This window comes from Streptomyces sp. NPDC098101 (genome assembly GCF_044760185.1).
Lineage (GTDB): Bacteria > Actinomycetota > Actinomycetes > Streptomycetales > Streptomycetaceae > Streptomyces.
Genome location: NZ_JBIWAS010000001.1, coordinates 369,517 through 386,661, shown reverse-complemented (window position 1 = coordinate 386,661; position 17,145 = coordinate 369,517). Strand labels below are relative to the sequence as shown.

Below are 17,145 nucleotides of genomic sequence, written 5' to 3'. Positions count from 1 at the left end.
CAGAAACTTACTTCCGCGATACGGAAGGAGCGCCTACCCCTCATGGGATACTCCGATCAGCGCTTCGATGTGAACCTGTCGATCCTCTTCACGGAACTCCCGCTCCTGGAGCGCCCCGCGGCCGCCGCCGCGGCGGGCTTCACCGCGGTCGAGCTGTGGTGGCCCTGGATCGACACCGCCACCCCCGAGCAGAGCGAGCTCGACGCCCTCAAGAAGGCCCTCGAGGACGCCGGCACCCAGCTGGTGGGACTGAACTTCTACGCCGGGCAGCTCCCCGGCCCGGACCGCGGGGCCCTCTCCGTGCCGGGCGAGGAGTCGGACCGCTTCCGCGCCAACATCGACGTGGCCGCCGACTTCGCCGCCTCGGTCGGCTGCAAGGCGCTCAACGCGCTCTACGGCAACCGCGTCGAGGGCGTGGACCCGCAGGTCCAGGACGCCCTCGCCCTGGAGAACCTGGTCCTGGCCGCCCGGGCCGCCGACCGCGTCGGCGCGATCCTCCTGGTCGAGACCCTCAACGAGCCGGAGTCGCCGCTCTACCCGCTGGTGAGCGCCCCCTCCGCGATCGAGGTCGTCGACAAGGTCAACGCGGCGACCGGCCTCGGCAACGCCAAGTTCCTGCTCGACGTCTACCACCTGTCGATGAACGGCGAGGACGTGAGCGCGGTCATCGCGCGGTACGCGGACAAGACCGGCCACGTGCAGATCGCGGACAACCCGGGCCGGGGCGCGCCGGGCACCGGCGACCTGCCGCTGGAGCAGCTCCTCGACGAGCTGAAGAAGGCCGGTTACGACGGCTGGGTCGGCCTGGAGTACAAGGCCGCCGACACCGCCGCGTCCTTCGCGTGGCTCCCGGCCGAGGCCCGCGCGGCCCGCTGACCAGCGCCCCCTCCCCCGTACCACCAGTTTTCGAGAGGCACCCTCATGAGCAACAACCTCCCCAAGGTCGCCTGGATCGGCCTCGGCATCATGGGTTCCCCCATGTCCGAGAACCTCCTCAAGGCCGGCTACCAGGTCACCGGCTTCACCCTGGAGCAGGACAAGCTGGACCGCCTGGCCCAGGCCGGCGGCTCCGCCGCGGGCTCGATCGCCGAGGCCGTGAAGGACGCCGACGTGATCATCACGATGGTGCCCGCCTCCCCGCAGGTCGAGGCGATCGCCTACGGCCCCGAGGGCATCCTGGAGAACGCGAAGCGGGGCGCGCTGATCGTCGACATGTCGTCGATCACCCCGCAGACCTCGGTCGACCTCGCCAAGAACGCCGCCGAGAAGGGGATACGCGTCATCGACGCCCCGGTCTCCGGCGGCGAGGCCGGCGCCATCGAGGCCGTGCTCTCGATCATGGTCGGCGGCGAGCGGGCCGACTTCGACGAGGCCCTGCCGATCCTGGAGGCCCTCGGCAAGACGATCGTGCTGTGCGGTCCGCACGGCTCCGGCCAGACGGTGAAGGCCGCCAACCAGCTCATCGTGGCGGTCAACATCCAGGCCTGCGCCGAGGCCGTGGTCTTCCTGGAGAAGTCCGGTGTGGACCTCACCGCGGCCCTCGACGTCCTCAACGGCGGTCTGGCCGGCTCGACCGTGCTGACCCGCAAGAAGGACAACTTCCTGAACCGGGACTTCAAGCCGGGCTTCCGCATCGACCTGCACCACAAGGACATGGGCATCGTCACCGACGCCGCCCGCAACGTGGGCGCCGCCCTTCCGGTCGGCGCGGTCGTCGCCCAGCTCGTCGCCTCCCTGCGCGCCCAGGGTGACGGCGGCCTGGACCACTCGGCCCTGCTGCGCGCCGTCGAGCGCCTCTCCGGCCAGCAGGTCTGACCCCGTCCCCGCTTCCCCGGGGCCCCCGATTTCCGGTCGGCGGCGGCGCTGACAACTGTCCTGTCGCGCCCAGGCGCCGCCGCCGACCGGAACACCACACTTCATTTTCAACAAACTGTTGACGTTTTTCGGAGGGCGTACCTACGCTCCTGAGCACCGTCACACAGTGCAGCTCCCGTACGGAAGGTCACGATGTCGCAGCGCGTGCTTACGACCGAGTCCGGCGCCCCCGTCGCCGACAACCAGAACTCCGCCACCGCCGGCGTCGGTGGCCCCCTGCTCCTCCAGGACCAGCACCTGCTGGAGAAGCTCGCGCGCTTCAACCGTGAGCGGATCCCGGAGCGCGTGGTGCACGCCCGCGGCTCCGGCGCGTACGGGTACTTCGAGGTCACCGACGACGTCACCGGCTTCACGAAGGCCGCCTTCCTCTCCGAGGTCGGCAAGCGGACCGAGACCTTCATCCGCTTCTCCACCGTGGCCGACTCACTCGGCGGCGCGGACGCGGTCCGCGACCCCCGGGGCTTCGCGCTGAAGTTCTACACCGAGGAGGGCAACTACGACCTCGTCGGCAACAACACCCCGGTGTTCTTCATCAAGGACCCGATCAAGTTCCCCGACTTCATCCACTCGCAGAAGCGCGACCCCTTCACGGGCCGTCAGGAGCCGGACAACGTCTGGGACTTCTGGGCGCACTCCCCCGAGTCCACCCACCAGATCACCTGGCTCTTCGGCGACCGCGGCATCCCGGCCTCGTACCGGCACATGCACGGCTTCGGCTCGCACACCTACCAGTGGACCAACGAGGCGGGCGAGGCCTTCTTCGTCAAGTACCACTTCAAGACGAACCAGGGCATCCGCAGCCTCTCCGCCGAGCAGGCCGCCGAGCTGGTCGGCAAGGACGCCAACTCGCACCAGACCGACCTGCTCCAGGCGATCGAGCGCGGGGTCAACCCCTCCTGGACCCTGTACGTCCAGGTCATGCCGGCCGCCGAGGCGGCGGACTACCGCTTCAACCCGTTCGACCTCACCAAGGTGTGGCCGCACGCCGACTACCCGCTCCAGCGGGTGGGCCGCCTGGTCCTCGACCGCAACCCGGACAACGTCTTCGCCGAGGTCGAGCAGGCCGCGTTCTCCCCGAACAACTTCGTCCCGGGCATCGGCCCCTCGCCGGACAAGATGCTCCAGGGCCGCCTCTTCGCCTACGCGGACGCCCACCGCTACCGCCTCGGCGTCAACCACACCCTGCTGCCGGTGAACGCCCCCAAGGCGACCACGGCGCAGAACTACGGCCGGGACGGCTTCATGGCCACCCGCAACGGCTCGCGCCACGACAAGAACTACGAGCCCAACTCGTACCAGGGCCCGGCCCAGACCGACGCCGCGCTCTCCGCACCGCTCGCGATCCACGGCTGGACCGGCACCCACGAGGCGCCCGCGCACGTCAAGGACGACGACTTCTTCCAGGCCGGCGAGCTCTACCGCCTGATGTCCGAGGACGAGAAGGCCCGGCTGGTCGCCAACATCGCCGGCGGCCTGTCCCAGGTGTCCCGCGAGGACGTCATCGAGAAGAACATCGCGCACTTCGCCGCCGCCGACCCGGAGTACGGCCGGCGCGTGGCCGAGGCGGTCGCCGCCCTGCGCGACTGATCCACGGCGACACCCAGACTGCGTACGGCACTTGACGGGAGGTCAGCGCCGTACGCGGTCCGGAACACCGGCCCGAATGAGGGGTGGCCGGTGGACCGGACAGCGTGAGGACCGCGGCGGCTCCGAGCCAGTGCGGTGGTAAGGGCGACGGCCCCCTTCTTGACCTGAAGGAAGGACGGCCGCTCCGCCCGTCGGCACCGCCGCGGTCCCAACGCCCTCCCCTTATATAGGGGAAGGACATCCCGAGACTCCGCCCGGCGGCGCGAACGTCCTGTCGCGCCAGCCTCGCACCGTCGGGCGGTCATCAGACGGGAGAGCGCGGAACCAGGTTTACGGTCCCTGGTTCCGCGCTCTTCTTCGTCTCCCGGCGGTCGGCCCGCGCCAGGAGGAACGTCACGGCGAGCGAGGCGACGGCGAGGAGCACCATCCCGGTCCGCGGCGAGGCGTACTGGGCCAGGGTGCCGGCCAGGGCCGCGCTCACCCCCTGGAACGCGAGCATCCCCGAGGAGTGCAGACCCAGGGCGTGACCGCCCAGCTCCTCCGGCACCAGGGCCATCAGCCGCTCCTGGTGCAGCAGGCTCGCCCCGTACCCCACCGCCGACACGGTCACGGCGGCGAGCGCGAGCGGAAGCCCGGGGTCGAGGGCGAAGAGCAGGAACGGGGCCGCGAGCAGCACCTGGAGCGGGAAGCGGAGCCGGGCGCGCAGCCGCTCCGGCAGGAAGCGGCCGACGGCGGTGTCCCCGACCAGCATCCCGAACGCGCCGCAGACGAAGAGGAGTCCGGCGCGCTCGGGGGCGTACGGCACGAACAGCGACTCGCAGCCCACGATCAGCCCGTTGGGCACCCAGAGCGCGAGGTAGCAGCGGCGGCGGGCGGGCAGGGACAGGAGCCGGGCGTTGGTGCGCCGGGTCACGGCGATCGAGGGGCGCCCCTCCGCGCGCGGAGGGCGCGCCTCGAGTCCGAGCCGGGCGAGGAGGGCGGCGGCGAGGTAGAGCCCGGCGCCGGCGAGGACCGCGCCGCGCGGCGAGAGCAGAGCGACGAGGAGCCCGCCGGCCGCGAAGCCGCCGATCTGGCAGACGCCGGTGGCCGTGTTCGTCACCGAGCGGCCGAGGAGGTACGCCTCGCGCGGAAGGACCTCGTTCAGGAGGCCGTAGCGCACCCCGCCGCCCAGCGAGGCGGCGAGCCCCTCGGCGAGGAGGACCGCGAAGACCGCCCAGAGGGGCAGGGCGGGGACCGCCAGGACGGCCGTGCCCACCGCGAAGAAGAGGGCGGTGCCGGAGAGCGCGGCGCGCGGCGGCAGCCGGTCGGCGGCGGAGAGCAGCGTGGTCGCGCCGAGGAGCTGGGCGAGCGAGGGCCCGAAGAGGGCCAGGGCCGAGAGGAGCGGCGAACCGGTGGCGTGGAAGACGAGGGTGGCGAGCCCGAGCCCGGCCACCGTCTGCGCGGCGGTGTGGGCGGAGCCGGTGAGGAAGAGCGGGGTGAATTCGGGGGTGCGGAAGAGGGAACGGTAGCGGGGAGGGGACATGCGGGGAGTCTCGGGGGCGTCCGGCGCCCGCCGTTATCGTTTCGCACGGAGGCGAAACCGAGGGACTCGGGAGGGCGGCGGGAGGGCGGCGGGATGGGCTGGTGGCGGATCGGGACCGACTCGCTCGCGGGCGGCCGCTTCGTGGTCTCGCCGCTGGCCGAGACGATCGCCGCGCTCAAGACCCTGCACGCGGCCGCCGCGACCCATCCGGGCGAACGGGCCTGGCTGGCCTCTTCGCTGCCCGCCTACCGGGCGCGCCTGGCGGCCGAGCCGCTCGACGCCCTGCTCGTACGGGCCGCGATCGGGCCCACCTGGAACGCGGACTTCCTGACGCCGACGCCGCTCGGCGACGGCGAGCGGTCCTTCGCGGAGGAGGTCGGGGCCGTCCGCGCCGCCGACCCGGCCGGGGCGGTGCCGCAACTGGCCGTCGCCCTCGGCGGCCCCGTGCCGGAGCCGCTGCGGTCGGCGCGGGACCTGCCGGGGCGGATGGCGGAGGTCCTGACGTGGGTGTGGGAGGAGACCGTGCTCCCGGAGTGGCCGCGGCGGCGGAGGATCCTCGAAGCCGACGTGGTCGCGCGGACCGCGCGCTTGGGGCGGGCCGGCTGGGCGGCGGCCCTGGACGAGCTGTCGCCGGGCCGGATGCGCTGGCTCGGCGACGGCCGGCTCCAGGTCAACGCCCGCCCGTACCCGCCGCGTTCGGTCGACGGCGGCCGGCTGCTCTTCGTGCCGGTGACCCCGGCGACGGGCTGGGCGTCCTGGGAGGGCACGGAGCGGTTCGCGGTGGTCTACCCCTGCGCGGGCGTCCTGGCGGACGCCTCGGGCCCGGTCGTGCCGCAGGCGCTGGGCGCGCTCCTCGGACCGGCGCGGGCGGGGGTGCTCGTACGTCTGGGGACGCCGCTGTCCACCAGCCAGTTGGTGGCCCTGACCGGGCAGGGCCTCGGCTCGGTGGGCCGGCACCTGAAGGTGCTGCGGGAGGCGGGGCTCGTACGGCGGGGACGGGCGGGCCGGTCGGTGCTCTACGCATGGACGGAGGCGGGCGCGGTGCTCGTACGGGCGCAGGGGGCGGAAGGGGCGCGGGGCCGCTCGGGAGGGGCGTGAGGCGGGGGGTGTGAAGCGGGGGACGTGAGGGGCGGAAAGGGCGTGAGGCGGCCCCCGGCCCGGTGCTCCTCGGGACGGGGGCCGCCTCACGGCTCCGGGATCAGACCTGGAGGGCCTTGATCGCGGTCGGGGCGTGGCCGGGCTCGGTGGCCAGGTCCTCGAACTCGGTGACGTCGCTCATGTCGACCGTCTTGCTCATCGCGATGTTGGTGATGCGCTCCAGGATCGCCTCGACGACGACCGGGACCCGGTGCTCGACGGCCAGCTTCTTGGCCTGCTCCAGGGCCTCGCCCAGCTTCTCCGGGTCCTCGACGCGGATGGCCTTGACGCCCAGGCCCTCGGCGACCTTGACGTGGTCGACGCCGTAGACGCCGATCTCCGGGGTGTTGATGTTCTCGAACTCCAGGTTGACCTCGAAGTTGATGCCGAGGCCGCCCTGCGCCTGCCGGATGAGGCCCAGGTAGGCGTTGTTCACCAGGACGTGGACGTAGGGGACCTTGTGCTGGGCGGCGACCGCCAGCTCCTCGATCATGAACTGGAAGTCGTAGTCGCCGGAGAGCGCGACGACCGGGGTCTCCGGGTCGGCGGTGGCGGCGCCGATGGCGGCCGGGATGGTCCAGCCGAGCGGGCCGGCCTGGCCGCAGTTGATCCAGTGGCGCGGCTTGTAGACGTGCAGGAACTGCGCGGCGGCGATCTGGGAGAGGCCGATGGTGGTGACGTACCGGGTCTCCGGGCCGAAGGCCTTGTTCATCTCCTCGTAGACGCGCTGCGGCTTCATCGGGATGTTCTCGAAGTGCGTGCGGCGCTGGAGGGTGGCCTTGCGCTCCTGCGCGGAGGCGGCCCAGGCGGTGAAGTCGGGGAGGCGGCCTGCGGCCTTCCACTCCTTGGCGATCTCCAGGAAGAGCTCCAGGGCGGCCTTGGCGTCGGAGGCGATGCCGTAGTCCGGGGCGAAGATCTTGCCGAGCTGGGTGGGCTCGATGTCGACGTGGACGAACTTCCGGCCCTTGGTGTACGCGTCCAGGTTGTAGCCCGTGTGGCGGTTGGCCCAGCGGTTGCCGACGCCGAGGACGAAGTCGGACTCCAGGAAGGTCGCGTTGCCGTAGCGGTGCGCGGTCTGGACGCCGACCATGCCGGCGGCCAGCTCGTGGTCGTCCGGGATGGTGCCCCAGCCCATCAGGGTGGAGATGACCGGGACGCCCGTCAGCTCGGCGAACTCGACGAGCAGGTCGGAGGCGTCGGCGTTGATGATGCCGCCGCCGGCGACGATCAGCGGCCGCTCGGACTCCAGGAGGAAGCTCAGCGCCTTCTCGGCCTGGGCGCGGGTGGCGCGCGGCTTGTAGACCGGCAGCGGCTCGTACGTCTCCGGGTCGAACTCGATCTCGGTCAGCTGGACGTCGATCGGCAGGTCGATGAGGACCGGACCGGGACGGCCGGAGCGCATCAGGTGGAAGGCCTGCTGGAAGACGCCGGGGACCTGCGCGGCCTCCAGGACGGTGGTGGCGGCCTTGGTGACCGGCTTGGCGATGGTCGCGATGTCGACGGCCTGGAAGTCCTCCTTGTGGAGCTTCGAGACCGGGGCCTGGCCGGTGATGCAGAGGATCGGGATCGAGTCGGCGATCGCCGAGTACAGGCCGGTGATCATGTCGGTGCCGGCCGGGCCCGAGGTACCGATGCAGACGCCGATGTTGCCGGCCTTGGCGCGGGTGTAGCCCTCGGCCATGTGGGACGCGCCCTCGACGTGGCGGGCGAGGGTGTGGCCGACGCCGCCCACGTTCTTGAGCTCGCGGTAGAAGGGGTTGATCGCCGCGCCGGGGACGCCGAACGCCTGGGTGACGCCTTCGCGCTTGAGGATCTCAACGGCCGCTGCGGCGGCGGTCATACGAGGCATGGGAGTGCTCCTGCTTCGGCCGGGCGGATCCAGGCGGGCTCCTCCTCGACCGGGGAGTTCTCCACCTGTTTCCGTAATACGGAAAATCTGTTCTGCTATGTGGAAGCAATGTAGGTGGGGTGGCGAAGGGCCGTCAAGGGAGGTCCGCGCTGCGGGACGGTTCCGGGGTCCCGAAGTGGCCGAACAGCCTCCCCCGGGGCGGTGGATGGGTGGACGATGGGAGCGGACGACAGGGGGTTGGATCGTGGGCGATTCGGTACCGGTGCGCTGCCCGGAATGCCTGAGCACACAGGCGTACGCGGCACCCGTCTTCCCCTGCGCGTGCGGGAGCCCGGTGGCCCCGGCGGTGGCGGCGGGCGCGGTGGCGGAACCGCTCACGCGCCGGAGCTGGACGGACGAGTGGGTCACCGTCCGCTGCGGGGCCTGCGGCCGCGAGAACGACTGGCCCCACCCGGAGCTCGGCTGCCAGTGCGGGACGGTCCTGCGGGTGCGGGTGAGCCCTGCGGACGGCGGGGACGGCTCGGGCGGCTCGACGGAGCCGGGCGGGCCGGGTGACCTGGGCGGTCTCGACGGGCCGGATGCTCCGGGCGCTCCGGGTGCTCGTAGAGCCGGGAACGTGACGGGGGCCGGAGACGTGGCGGGCGGTCCCGATGTTTCGGGCGCCCCGGGTGCGGGGCCGTACCCCGGCGCGGTCCCGCCCCGGGCGGCGGACCCGGACGCCGGGAGCGGCACCGGCGCGTCCGGCCCGGACGCTTCCCGTACGGGTGGCTCCCGCGCCGGTACGCACGGACCCGACACCGGACCCGACACCGGCCCCGACCCCGTCGGCCCGCACGGGCACGGTACCGGCCCCGACACCGTCGGCCCGCACGAGCAGGACACAGACCCCGGGCCCGGAGGGCCGCCGCGACAGGAGTCGTACCGGGCGTTCGCGGAGCGCTACCCCGCGCACATCCCGCTGCCGCCCACCGGCCCGCGCCCGGTTCCGGGGCGGGGGATCTTCCGGCCCGTGACGATCAGGACCGGGCGGGACGCGGTGGCCGCGGCCGCCGGGTACCTGCGCTGGCTCGGCTTCCGGGACGTCGTCCAGCCCGAGGAGCGGCCCGCCTCCGGGGTGGACCTGCGGGCGGCGGGGCTCGTCGCCCAGGTGGACCCGAGCACCCGCCCCACCGGGCTGCGGGCAGTCGAGTGCCTCTGGCTCAACGGTCTGAGCACCTCGGCCGTGAGCGTGTTCTTCTCGCTCGCCGGCTACACCCCGGAGGCCCGTACGCGCGCCGCCGAGATCGGCCTGCCGCTCTTCGTCCTCGACCTGACCGGCACCCCGCAGCCGGTCAACCGCGCCGCCGACGACCTGGCGGCGGGCGGCGCCTGACCCCGGCGCCCGGACCCCGCGAAGCGCGCCCCCCGGCCTCCCCCCACAACACCTCGGCATCCGAAATCGGCCATTCACGCGTGAGGAACACGCTCCGCCGGGCACAACTCCCTTGGGGGGTGGGCGTCATGCCGACGGGGATGTGGTGGTTCATCGGAGCGGCCTGGGCCGAACTGCTGCTCGCCGCCGCGCTGCTGCGAACCTGCAGCCGGGAGAGCGCGGCACCGGACGCGGACGCCGTGCCGACGCCGCAGGCGCTCGCGCTGCTGCGGGGCGGACGGCGGGCCGCCGTCACCGTGGCGCTCGTGGCGCTGCACCAGCGCGGGGCGGTCGCGGCGGGCCGCAAACATACGATTCGGGCCAACGGCGGACCGGGCCGGACCCGTGACCCGGTCCAGCTCGGGGTGCACGGGGCGCTCCGCCGGGCCCTCGCCCTGGAGGACCTCACGCAGCGCCCCGAGGCGCGGCGGGCCGTGGACGCGCTGAGCGGCGAGCTGCGCGGGGCCGGGCTGCTGCGCCCGGTCGCGCAGCTGTGGGTCGTCCGGGCGCTGCTCGGCTGCGTGCTCCTGACCGTCCTCGTCGGGCCGCTCGCGACCGGCGCGTCCCGGGCGGACCTCCCGGGGGTGTTCGCGACCGGCCTTCCGCCGGTCCTCGGGGCAGCGGCGGTGCTGCTGCGGCTGCCGGTCACGACGGGCGCGGCGCGGCGGCTGCTCGCCGGGCTGCGGGAGCGGTACCCGCTGCCGGCCCACCGCCGGGAGGTGACGGACGGACGGCTCGTCCAGCTGTACGTGGCGCTGTACGGCGATCCGGCCCTCGCCCTCTTCCTGCCCCGCTTCTCCCGGGACGGCGGGCTGCTCGACCGGCCCCGGGACGCGGACCGGAACCGGCCGTCGCCGGGCGGCGCCGCCGGCCGCTGAGCCCGCGCCGCGCCGGCCCCGCGTCATACTGTCGTATGCGCATCAGAGCGGCCGTCGCGGCCGAACTCCCGCTGCTCCAGGACATCGAACGGGCGGCGGGCGAACCGTTCCGCTCCCTCGGCATGGCGGCGATCGCCGACGACGACCCGCCGCCCCTGGAGACCCTGGAGGCGTACCGCCGGGCGGGCCGGGCCTGGGTGGCGGCGGACGCCGCCGACCGCCCGGTGGCGTACCTGCTCACCGATCCGGTCGACGGCGCCGCCCACATCGAGCAGGTGTCGGTGCACCCGGACGCCGCCCGCCGGGGCGTCGGCCGGGCCCTGATCGAGCACCTGGCGGTGATCGCGGAAAAGGAGGGCCTGACGGCGCTGACCCTGACCACGTTCGCCGAGGTGCCGTGGAACGCCCCGTACTACGCCCGGCTCGGCTTCCGTCCGCTCGACGACTCCGACCCGGCCCTCACGGAGGGCCTGCGCGCGATCGCCCGCGCGGAGGCGGCCCACGGCCTGGCGGCCTGGCCCCGCGTCCTCATGCGCCGGGACCTCACCGACGCCCCTTAGCTCCCTGCGTACCGCTCCCGCAGCTCCACCTTCCGCACCTTTCCGCTCACCGTCATGGGGAACTCCGCGAGGATCTCCACCCGGCGCGGGATCTTGTAGTGGGCGAGGCGGTCGCGGCAGAAGGCCGTGACCGCCTCCGGGGTGGGCGGGTCGGCCGGGTCGCGGGGGATCACGCAGGCGAGGATCTCCTCGCCGTAGCGCTCGTCGGGGACGCCGACCACCTGGACGTCCGCGATCTTGGCGTGGCCGTGCAGGAACTCCTCGATCTCGCGCGGGTACACGTTCTCCCCGCCCCGGATGATCATGTCCTTGATGCGGCCGACGATCCGCACGTAGCCGTCGTCGCGCATCACCGCCAGGTCGCCCGTGTGCATCCAGCGGCCCGGGTCGATCGCCTCGGCGGTCTTCTCCGGCTCGTCCCAGTAGCCGAGCATCACGCCGTAGCCGCGGGTGCACAGCTCGCCCGCCGCGCCGCGCTCCACGGTCAGCCCGCTCGCCGGGTCGACGATCTTCACCTCGACGTGCGGCATGACCCGGCCGACCGTGCCGGTGCGGCGCTCCAGGTCGTCGTCGCGGCGGGTCTGGGTGGAGACGGGAGAGGTCTCGGTCATGCCGTAGCAGATCGACACCTCCGCCATGTTCATCTCGGCGACCACCCGCTTCATCACCTCCACCGGGCACGGCGAGCCCGCCATGATGCCGGTGCGGAGGGTGGAGAGGTCGTACGTCTTGAAGTCGGGGAGGTTCAGCTCCGCGATGAACATCGTCGGCACCCCGTACAGCGAGGTGCAGCGCTCCTCCTGGACCGCCCGGAGGGTGGCGGCGGGGTCGAAGGAGGGCGCGGGGATCACCATGCAGGCGCCGTGGGAGGTGGCCGCGAGGTTGCCCATGACCATGCCGAAGCAGTGGTAGAAGGGGACGGGGATGCAGATCCTGTCCTGCTCCCCGTAGGCGATCATCTCCCCGACGAAGTAACCGTTGTTGAGGATGTTGTGGTGGGAGAGCGTGGCTCCCTTGGGGAAGCCCGTGGTGCCCGAGGTGTACTGGATGTTGACGGGCTCGTCGCAGGAGAGCGGCTCCGGGCGCAGCTCCCCGGGCTCCCGGGTGAGGAACGCGTCCCAGCTCGCGTCCCCGAAGTACACCGCCTCGCGCAACGCCGGGCATTCCCCGCGCACTTGGTCGACCATCGCCCGGTAGTCGCTCGTCTTGTGGGCGAGGGAGGCGAAGAGCAGGGAGACGCCCGACTGGTTCAGCACGTACGCCAACTCGTGCGGGCGGTAGGCCGGGTTGACGGTGACCATGACGGCGCCGATGCGGGCGGTGGCGTACTGGACGAGGACCCATTCGGCGCGGTTCACGGCCCAGATGCCGACCCGGTCGCCCTTGCGGACGCCGCTGCCGAGCAGCGAGCCGGCCAGCCGGTCCACGTCCGCGCCGAACTCCGCGTACGTCCAGCGGCGTCCGTGGGGGACGTCGACGAGCGCCTCGCGGTCGGGCCAGGCGGCGACGGCCCGGTCCAGGTTGGCGCCGATGGTGTCGCCGAGCAGCGGGGTGGTGGACGCCCCGTGGGCGTACGAGAGTTCCTTCGGCGCGCTCACGCGAGGTCCCCTTCCGTGTACTCGGTGCCGCCGCCCTCGGCGGTGAGGCGGCGCAGCTCGACCCGGCGGATCTTGCCGGAGACGGTCTTGGGCAGCTCGGCGAACTCGATGCGCCGGATCCGCTTGTACGGGGCGAGGACCGCGCGCGCGTGCGCGAAGAGGGCCTTCGCGGTCTCCGCGCCCGGCTCCCAGCCCGCCGCGAGGACCACGTACGCCTTGGGGACGGCGAGCCGCAGCGGGTCGGGGGCCGGGACGACGGCGGCCTCGGCGACGGCCTCGTGCTCCAGGAGCGCGCTCTCCAGCTCGAAGGGGCTGATCTTGTAGTCGGAGGCCTTGAAGACGTCGTCGCCGCGGCCGATGTACGTGATGTAGCCGTCCGCGTCGCGCGTGCCGATGTCGCCCGTGCGGTAGTAGCCGCCGGCCATCGCCTCCGCCGTGCGCTCCGGGTCGCCGTGGTAGCCGGTCATCAGGCCCACCGGGCGGGCGGACAGGTCGAGGCAGATCTCGCCCTCGTCGGCGTCCGGGCGGCCGCTCACCGGGTCGAGCAGGGTGACCCGGTAGCCGGGGCTCGGGCGGCCCATGGAGCCCTCCTTGAGCCGCTGGCCGGGGCTGTTGGAGACCTGGACGGCGGTCTCGGTCTGGCCGAAGCCGTCCCGGATCGTGATGCCCCAGGCGCGCCGGACGGCCTCGATGACTTCGGGGTTGAGCGGTTCGCCGGCGGCGACGACCTCGCGCGGCGGGGACTTGAGCTGCCCCAGGTCGGCCTGGATGAGCATCCGCCAGACGGTCGGCGGGGCGCAGAAACTCGTGACCCCGTGGCGTTCCATCTCGTCCATGAGGCGGGCCGGGTCGAAGCGCGTGTAGTTGTGGACGAAGACGGTCGCCTCGGCGTTCCACGGCGCGAAGAGGTTCGACCAGGCGTGCTTGGCCCAGCCGGGCGAGGAGATGTTGAGGTGGACGTCGCCGGGCTTCAGGCCGATCCAGTACATGGTGGCGAGGTGCCCGACCGGGTACGAGGTGTGGGTGTGCTCGACCAGCTTGGGGCGGGCGGTCGTGCCGGAGGTGAAGTACAGCATCAGGGCGTCGTCGGCGAGGGTGGCGCCGTCCGGCGCGAAGTCGGCGGACTCGCGGGCGGCGAGGCCGTAGTCCAGCCAGTCCGGCCCGCCCCCGCCGACCGCGATCCGGGTGTAGTCGCCGGGGACGCCGTCGAACTTGGCGGTGTCCTCCGCGCGCACGAGGACGTGGCGGGCGCGGCCCCGGTCGACGCGGTCGCGCAGGTCGGCGGGGCCGAGGAGCGGGGTGGCGGGGATGACGACGGCCCGCAGCTTCATCGCGGCGAGGACGGTCTCCCACAGCTCGATCTGGTTGCCCAGCATGACGACGATCCGGTCGCCCGCGCGCACGCCGTGGGCCCGCAGCCAGTTCGCGATCCGGTTCGAGCGGGCGGACATCTCCGCGAAGGACGCCTTGGTCTCGGAGCCGTCCTCCTCGACGATGTGCAGGGCGGTGCGGTCGTTGCCCTCCGCGACGACGTCGAACCATTCGAGCGCCCAGTTGAACCGCTCGGGCCGGGGCCAGGCGAAGCCCGCGCGGGCCGCCTCGTAGTCCTCCCGGTGTTCGAGGAGGAAGTCCCGGGCGGCCCGGAACTCCTCGGTCGCACTGGTTGCCGTCATGTGTCCTCCTCATTGCGGGACCGGTCCCGGACATCGTGTAATCAGTGACCCCGGTCTCACTACCCCCGTTCGGGGGTGAACCGGCGGACGTCAAGGGCCGACCGGGTCGGCGGCCACGAAGGAGAGCGCGGTGCGCGAGCACGTCGAATCGTCGGTGGAGCTGCGCGGCGCGCTGCTGAGGCTGCGCCGGACCACCGGGCTCCCGGTGGTCTTCGGGGGGCTGCTGCACGAGGGCCGGGGGCTGCGGATCGGTGAGCTGAGCGGGGCGGTGACGCCGGCCCTGCGCGGGCTCGCGATCTCGGCGGGCTCCGGTCTGGGCGGAAAGTGCCTGGCGCTCGGGCGGCCGTGCGCGGTGACGGACTACCCCTCGGCCCGGCACATCACCCACGAGTACGACCGCCCGGTGTCGGCGGAGGGGCTGCGCTCGGTGATCGCGGTGCCGGTCGTCGTGCGCCGGAAGGTGCGGGGCGTGCTGTACGGGGCGCTGCGCGACGCGCTGCCGGTCGGGGAGCGGGTCTTCGACGCGGCGGTCGCGGCGGCCCGGGACGTGGAGCAGGCGCTCGCGGTACGGGACGAGGTCCGGGAGCTCCTGGCCCCGCCGCCGTCCGGGCCCTCCTGGGAGGAGGTGCGGCAGGCGTACGGGGAGCTGCGCGAGCTGGCGCCGAAGGTCACCGACCCGGAGCTGCGGGAACGGCTCCTCGCGGTGTGCGGCCGCCTGGAGACGGCCTCGGGCTCCCCCGCCCCCCTCCCCGGGGTGACCCTGACGCCGCGCGAGACGGACGTCCTGGCGGCGGTGGCCTCGGGCGCGACGAACGCGACGGCGGCGGCACGGCTCGGGCTGCGCCCGGAGACGGTGAAGGGCTATCTGCGCTCCGCGATGCGGAAGCTGGGCGCGCACACGCGACTGGAGGCGGTGGTGGCGGCGCGACGGGCGGGGGTGTTGCCGTAGGGCATCGGGCGGGGGCGCTGCCGCGAGGGCACGGGGCCGCGGCTGGGGCGCTGCTGTAAAGGGCGCGGGGCCGGGGACGCCGCCGCAAGGACACGGGGCCGGGGCCGGGGTATTGCCGCAAGGACACGGGGCCGAGGTATTGCCGTAAGGGCGGGGCGCTGCCGCGAGGGCGCGGGCCGGGATGGGGGTACTGCCGTAAGGGCGGAGGCACTGCCGCAAAGCGCACGAGGCCAGGGCGGAGCCGGGCCGGGGACGCTGTCGTGAGGGTGGGGCCCGCGTGCCGGCACGCGGGCCCCGGGGGCGTCAGGCCGTGGCCGCCGCCGGGGCGCTCAGGGCGACGACGATCTCCTCGTCCTCGAAGTCGCCGGTGGGCTCGAAGCCCAGCGACTTGTAGAGGGCGGCGGCGGGCGCGTTGTCCGGGTGGTACGAGAGGCGGACCTCCCGGCAGTCCGGCAGGGCCGCGAGGCGGCGCAGCAGGGCCCGCACCGCGGCGCGGCCGACGCCCCGGCCCTGCTCCCCGGCGTTGACGATCATGCCGCCGATCCAGTGGGTGCCGTCCTCGTCGTCGTACGCCCACATGACGTGGCCCACGACCTCGTCGCCGGCCCGGACGCCGAGGGAATTCCAGAGCCCGCCGCGCTGGGAGAGCAGCAGATAGCGCGCGCCGAGGGCGGCCACGAAGCGGCGCTGGTCGTCGGCGGGGGCCACGTCGGCGACGTCCCGCCAGTTCTCGTCGGTGATTTCCTCCAGCACCACGCGCCGGTCCCGGCGGTCGGTGATTTCCTGCGTCGGTTCCGTCATCGGTTCCGTTCTTTCGTTCGACGTCGTATTCATATCCATCCGCGGCGGACGGCCTCGGCGCCCACCTGGAATCTGCTCTGCGCGTTGAGCCTCTTCATGAGATCGGCCATGGTGCGCCGGACGGTCCGGATCGAGACGCCCATCTTCCGGCTGATCCCCTCGTCCGTGAGGCCGTCCTCCAGCATGGCCAGCAGGGCCAGGTCGCGGTCGCTCGGCCCGTCGGACACGGGCACCGACGGGGTGTTGAGCGGATCGGCGCGGTTCCACACGTGCTCGAACAGCTCCCCCAGGGCGAGGACCATGCTCTGGTAGCGGACGACGAAGGCCCCCTGCCGGCTCTCGTCGACGTTCACGGGGACGACGGCCGCCGACCGGTCGCAGATGATCATCCGCATGGGCAGGGAGGGGACCGTCCTGATCTCGCCGCCGCGCGAGGCGAGCCAGCCCGCGTACTCCACCGTGGCGCAGTCGTTCCGGACGCTGTCGAGGTAGAGGGTCCGCATCCGGACCCCCCGGGACAGGTGCTGCTCGTCCAGCGGCCGGCAGGCTTCGAGGGCGGCGGCGCTCAGCGCGCCGCCCGGCATGAAGGAGCGCACCTCGACCGTGGCCTGCCGGGAGAGTTCCGTCAGCCGGACCCGGACGGCCTCGACGCCCACCAGCCGCTCGATGCCGTCCCCGCCCCGCTGGGCCCCCAGGGCCGCGTACTCGGCGGCCAGGGAGGCCACGGCGGCCCGGTCCCGGGACAACGAGGCGCGCTGCTCGTCGAGTTCGGCCGTCCGCCGCTCCAGGAGCGGATAGATGCCGACCTCCGGATTGGCGGGGATGAACTGGGCGCTGCCCTCCACGCTGTGCAGGAGCGACAGGTCGGTGAGCCTGTCGAGGGCGTCCCGCGTCTCCTCCGGGGACAGTCCGGCCTCGCGCGCTATCTCGTCGAGGCCGCTGTCCGGCTTCAGCAGCAGGGCCCGGTAGACGTCGTGCGCCCGCCTGCCCAGACCCACACTTTCCAGCATCAGTTCAACTCCCCCGACCGCCCGGCGACTCTTCGGCTGCGTATGGACCGAATTCAGCCAATGAGCGGAGCATTTCGCCCTCATACGGGATGGAGGGCGAAAGCCTGTTCCCCTTGGTGATCACCGCGAGCATACCTGCACGTCAGCCCCTGGTAAAGCGTTTCCGCGCCGCCTCCATTCCCTCACCTGGCGGCCCGAAAGGTCGGAGCCGACCCGTTCCCTCCCTTTGGTTCACCGAGGATCCGCAGGAGGGAATGGAGTCCGCTTTTGACATCTTTTACCCTCGGAAACGTCG

General features: G+C 73.0%; 14 protein-coding genes. 8 read left to right on the top strand and 6 right to left on the bottom strand.

All coding sequences use genetic code 11. From position 1 onward, the window contains the following. The first annotated feature begins 42 nt into the window (after positions 1-42). From ACIQVI_RS01515 to ACIQVI_RS01505, 3 genes are all read left to right on the top strand, one after another. Positions 43-876: a TIM barrel protein gene (locus tag ACIQVI_RS01515; protein WP_403589832.1), complete on the top strand. Its 834-nt coding sequence runs from the start codon at positions 43-45 to the stop codon at positions 874-876. Between the two features lie 45 nt (positions 877-921). Beyond that, positions 922-1,815: a 2-hydroxy-3-oxopropionate reductase gene (locus ACIQVI_RS01510; protein WP_403589830.1), complete on the top strand. Its 894-nt coding sequence runs from the start codon at positions 922-924 to the stop codon at positions 1,813-1,815. Between the two features lie 192 nt (positions 1,816-2,007). After that, positions 2,008-3,462: a catalase gene (locus ACIQVI_RS01505; RefSeq protein ID WP_403589829.1), complete on the top strand. Its 1,455-nt coding sequence runs from the start codon at positions 2,008-2,010 to the stop codon at positions 3,460-3,462. 304 nt (positions 3,463-3,766) lie between these two features. Here the strand turns inward: ACIQVI_RS01505 and ACIQVI_RS01500 are convergent, their stop codons facing one another. Next, positions 3,767-4,984 carry an MFS transporter gene (locus ACIQVI_RS01500; protein ID WP_403589827.1) on the bottom strand — a complete coding sequence of 406 codons (1,218 nt, stop codon included), beginning with the start codon at positions 4,982-4,984 and terminating at the stop codon, positions 3,767-3,769. A gap of 93 nt (positions 4,985-5,077) precedes the next feature. On the opposite strand from ACIQVI_RS01500, the gene ACIQVI_RS01495 reads away from it, so the two are divergent. Then, positions 5,078-6,082 carry an ArsR family transcriptional regulator gene (locus tag ACIQVI_RS01495; RefSeq protein ID WP_403589825.1) on the top strand — a complete coding sequence of 335 codons (1,005 nt, stop codon included), beginning with the start codon at positions 5,078-5,080 and terminating at the stop codon, positions 6,080-6,082. A 100-nt stretch (positions 6,083-6,182) separates the two neighbouring features. On the opposite strand, the gene gcl is transcribed toward ACIQVI_RS01495, so the two are convergent. Continuing rightward, positions 6,183-7,970 carry a glyoxylate carboligase gene (gcl, locus tag ACIQVI_RS01490; protein WP_079130960.1) on the bottom strand — a complete coding sequence of 596 codons (1,788 nt, stop codon included), beginning with the start codon at positions 7,968-7,970 and terminating at the stop codon, positions 6,183-6,185. Between the two features lie 1,009 nt (positions 7,971-8,979). On the opposite strand from gcl, the gene ACIQVI_RS01485 reads away from it, so the two are divergent. From ACIQVI_RS01485 to ACIQVI_RS01475, 3 genes are all read left to right on the top strand, one after another. Then, positions 8,980-9,342 (top strand): hypothetical protein, encoded by a 363-nt coding sequence (locus tag ACIQVI_RS01485; protein ID WP_403589823.1) that lies wholly within the window; start codon positions 8,980-8,982, stop codon positions 9,340-9,342. Positions 9,343-9,470: 128 nt separating this feature from the next. Continuing rightward, positions 9,471-10,259, top strand: a complete 789-nt coding sequence (locus ACIQVI_RS01480; protein WP_403589821.1) for a TIGR04222 domain-containing membrane protein — start codon at positions 9,471-9,473, stop codon at positions 10,257-10,259. A 35-nt stretch (positions 10,260-10,294) separates the two neighbouring features. Continuing rightward, a complete protein-coding gene (locus ACIQVI_RS01475) occupies positions 10,295-10,819 on the top strand; it encodes a GNAT family N-acetyltransferase (RefSeq protein ID WP_403589819.1) in 525 nt (174 codons plus the stop codon). On the opposite strand, the gene ACIQVI_RS01470 is transcribed toward ACIQVI_RS01475, so the two are convergent. Next, complete coding sequence (locus ACIQVI_RS01470; protein WP_403589817.1) at positions 10,816-12,417, bottom strand: AMP-binding protein; 1,602 nt, start codon at positions 12,415-12,417, stop codon at positions 10,816-10,818. The genes ACIQVI_RS01475 and ACIQVI_RS01470 overlap by 4 nt on opposite strands. Further along, positions 12,414-14,090, bottom strand: coding sequence for an AMP-binding protein (locus ACIQVI_RS01465; protein ID WP_403589815.1), 1,677 nt, complete (start codon positions 14,088-14,090; stop codon positions 12,414-12,416). Before ACIQVI_RS01465 ends, ACIQVI_RS01470 begins: the two co-directional genes overlap by 4 nt. Positions 14,091-14,220: 130 nt before the next feature. Here ACIQVI_RS01465 and ACIQVI_RS01460 point away from each other — a divergent pair, with 130 nt between their 5' ends. Next, positions 14,221-15,039, top strand: coding sequence for a response regulator transcription factor (locus ACIQVI_RS01460; RefSeq protein ID WP_403589813.1), 819 nt, complete (start codon positions 14,221-14,223; stop codon positions 15,037-15,039). A 303-nt stretch (positions 15,040-15,342) separates the two neighbouring features. Here ACIQVI_RS01460 and ACIQVI_RS01455 read toward each other — a convergent pair whose 3' ends face one another. After that, on the bottom strand, positions 15,343-15,840 hold the full coding sequence (locus ACIQVI_RS01455; protein WP_403589811.1) for a GNAT family N-acetyltransferase: 498 nt from the start codon (positions 15,838-15,840) through the stop codon (positions 15,343-15,345). Between the two features lie 29 nt (positions 15,841-15,869). Continuing rightward, positions 15,870-16,850: a LuxR C-terminal-related transcriptional regulator gene (locus ACIQVI_RS01450; RefSeq protein WP_403589809.1), complete on the bottom strand. Its 981-nt coding sequence runs from the start codon at positions 16,848-16,850 to the stop codon at positions 15,870-15,872. Positions 16,851-17,145: the final 295 nt, after the last annotated feature.

Excerpts from the sequence above, each read along its gene's own strand:
- ACIQVI_RS01495 (WP_403589825.1), top strand. The coding sequence starts at position 5,078 with ATGGGCTGGTGGCGGATCGGGACCGACTCGCTCGCGGGCGGCCGCTTC.
- ACIQVI_RS01465 (WP_403589815.1), bottom strand. The coding sequence starts at position 14,090 with ATGACGGCAACCAGTGCGACCGAGGAGTTCCGGGCCGCCCGGGACTTC.
- ACIQVI_RS01505 (WP_403589829.1), top strand. The coding sequence starts at position 2,008 with ATGTCGCAGCGCGTGCTTACGACCGAGTCCGGCGCCCCCGTCGCCGAC.
- ACIQVI_RS01510 (WP_403589830.1), top strand. The coding sequence starts at position 922 with ATGAGCAACAACCTCCCCAAGGTCGCCTGGATCGGCCTCGGCATCATG.
- ACIQVI_RS01455 (WP_403589811.1), bottom strand. The coding sequence starts at position 15,840 with ATGACGGAACCGACGCAGGAAATCACCGACCGCCGGGACCGGCGCGTG.
- ACIQVI_RS01480 (WP_403589821.1), top strand. The coding sequence starts at position 9,471 with ATGCCGACGGGGATGTGGTGGTTCATCGGAGCGGCCTGGGCCGAACTG.
- ACIQVI_RS01515 (WP_403589832.1), top strand. The coding sequence starts at position 43 with ATGGGATACTCCGATCAGCGCTTCGATGTGAACCTGTCGATCCTCTTC.
- ACIQVI_RS01450 (WP_403589809.1), bottom strand. The coding sequence starts at position 16,850 with ATGCTGGAAAGTGTGGGTCTGGGCAGGCGGGCGCACGACGTCTACCGG.
- ACIQVI_RS01500 (WP_403589827.1), bottom strand. The coding sequence starts at position 4,984 with ATGTCCCCTCCCCGCTACCGTTCCCTCTTCCGCACCCCCGAATTCACC.
- ACIQVI_RS01475 (WP_403589819.1), top strand. The coding sequence starts at position 10,295 with ATGCGCATCAGAGCGGCCGTCGCGGCCGAACTCCCGCTGCTCCAGGAC.
- gcl (WP_079130960.1), bottom strand. The coding sequence starts at position 7,970 with ATGCCTCGTATGACCGCCGCCGCAGCGGCCGTTGAGATCCTCAAGCGC.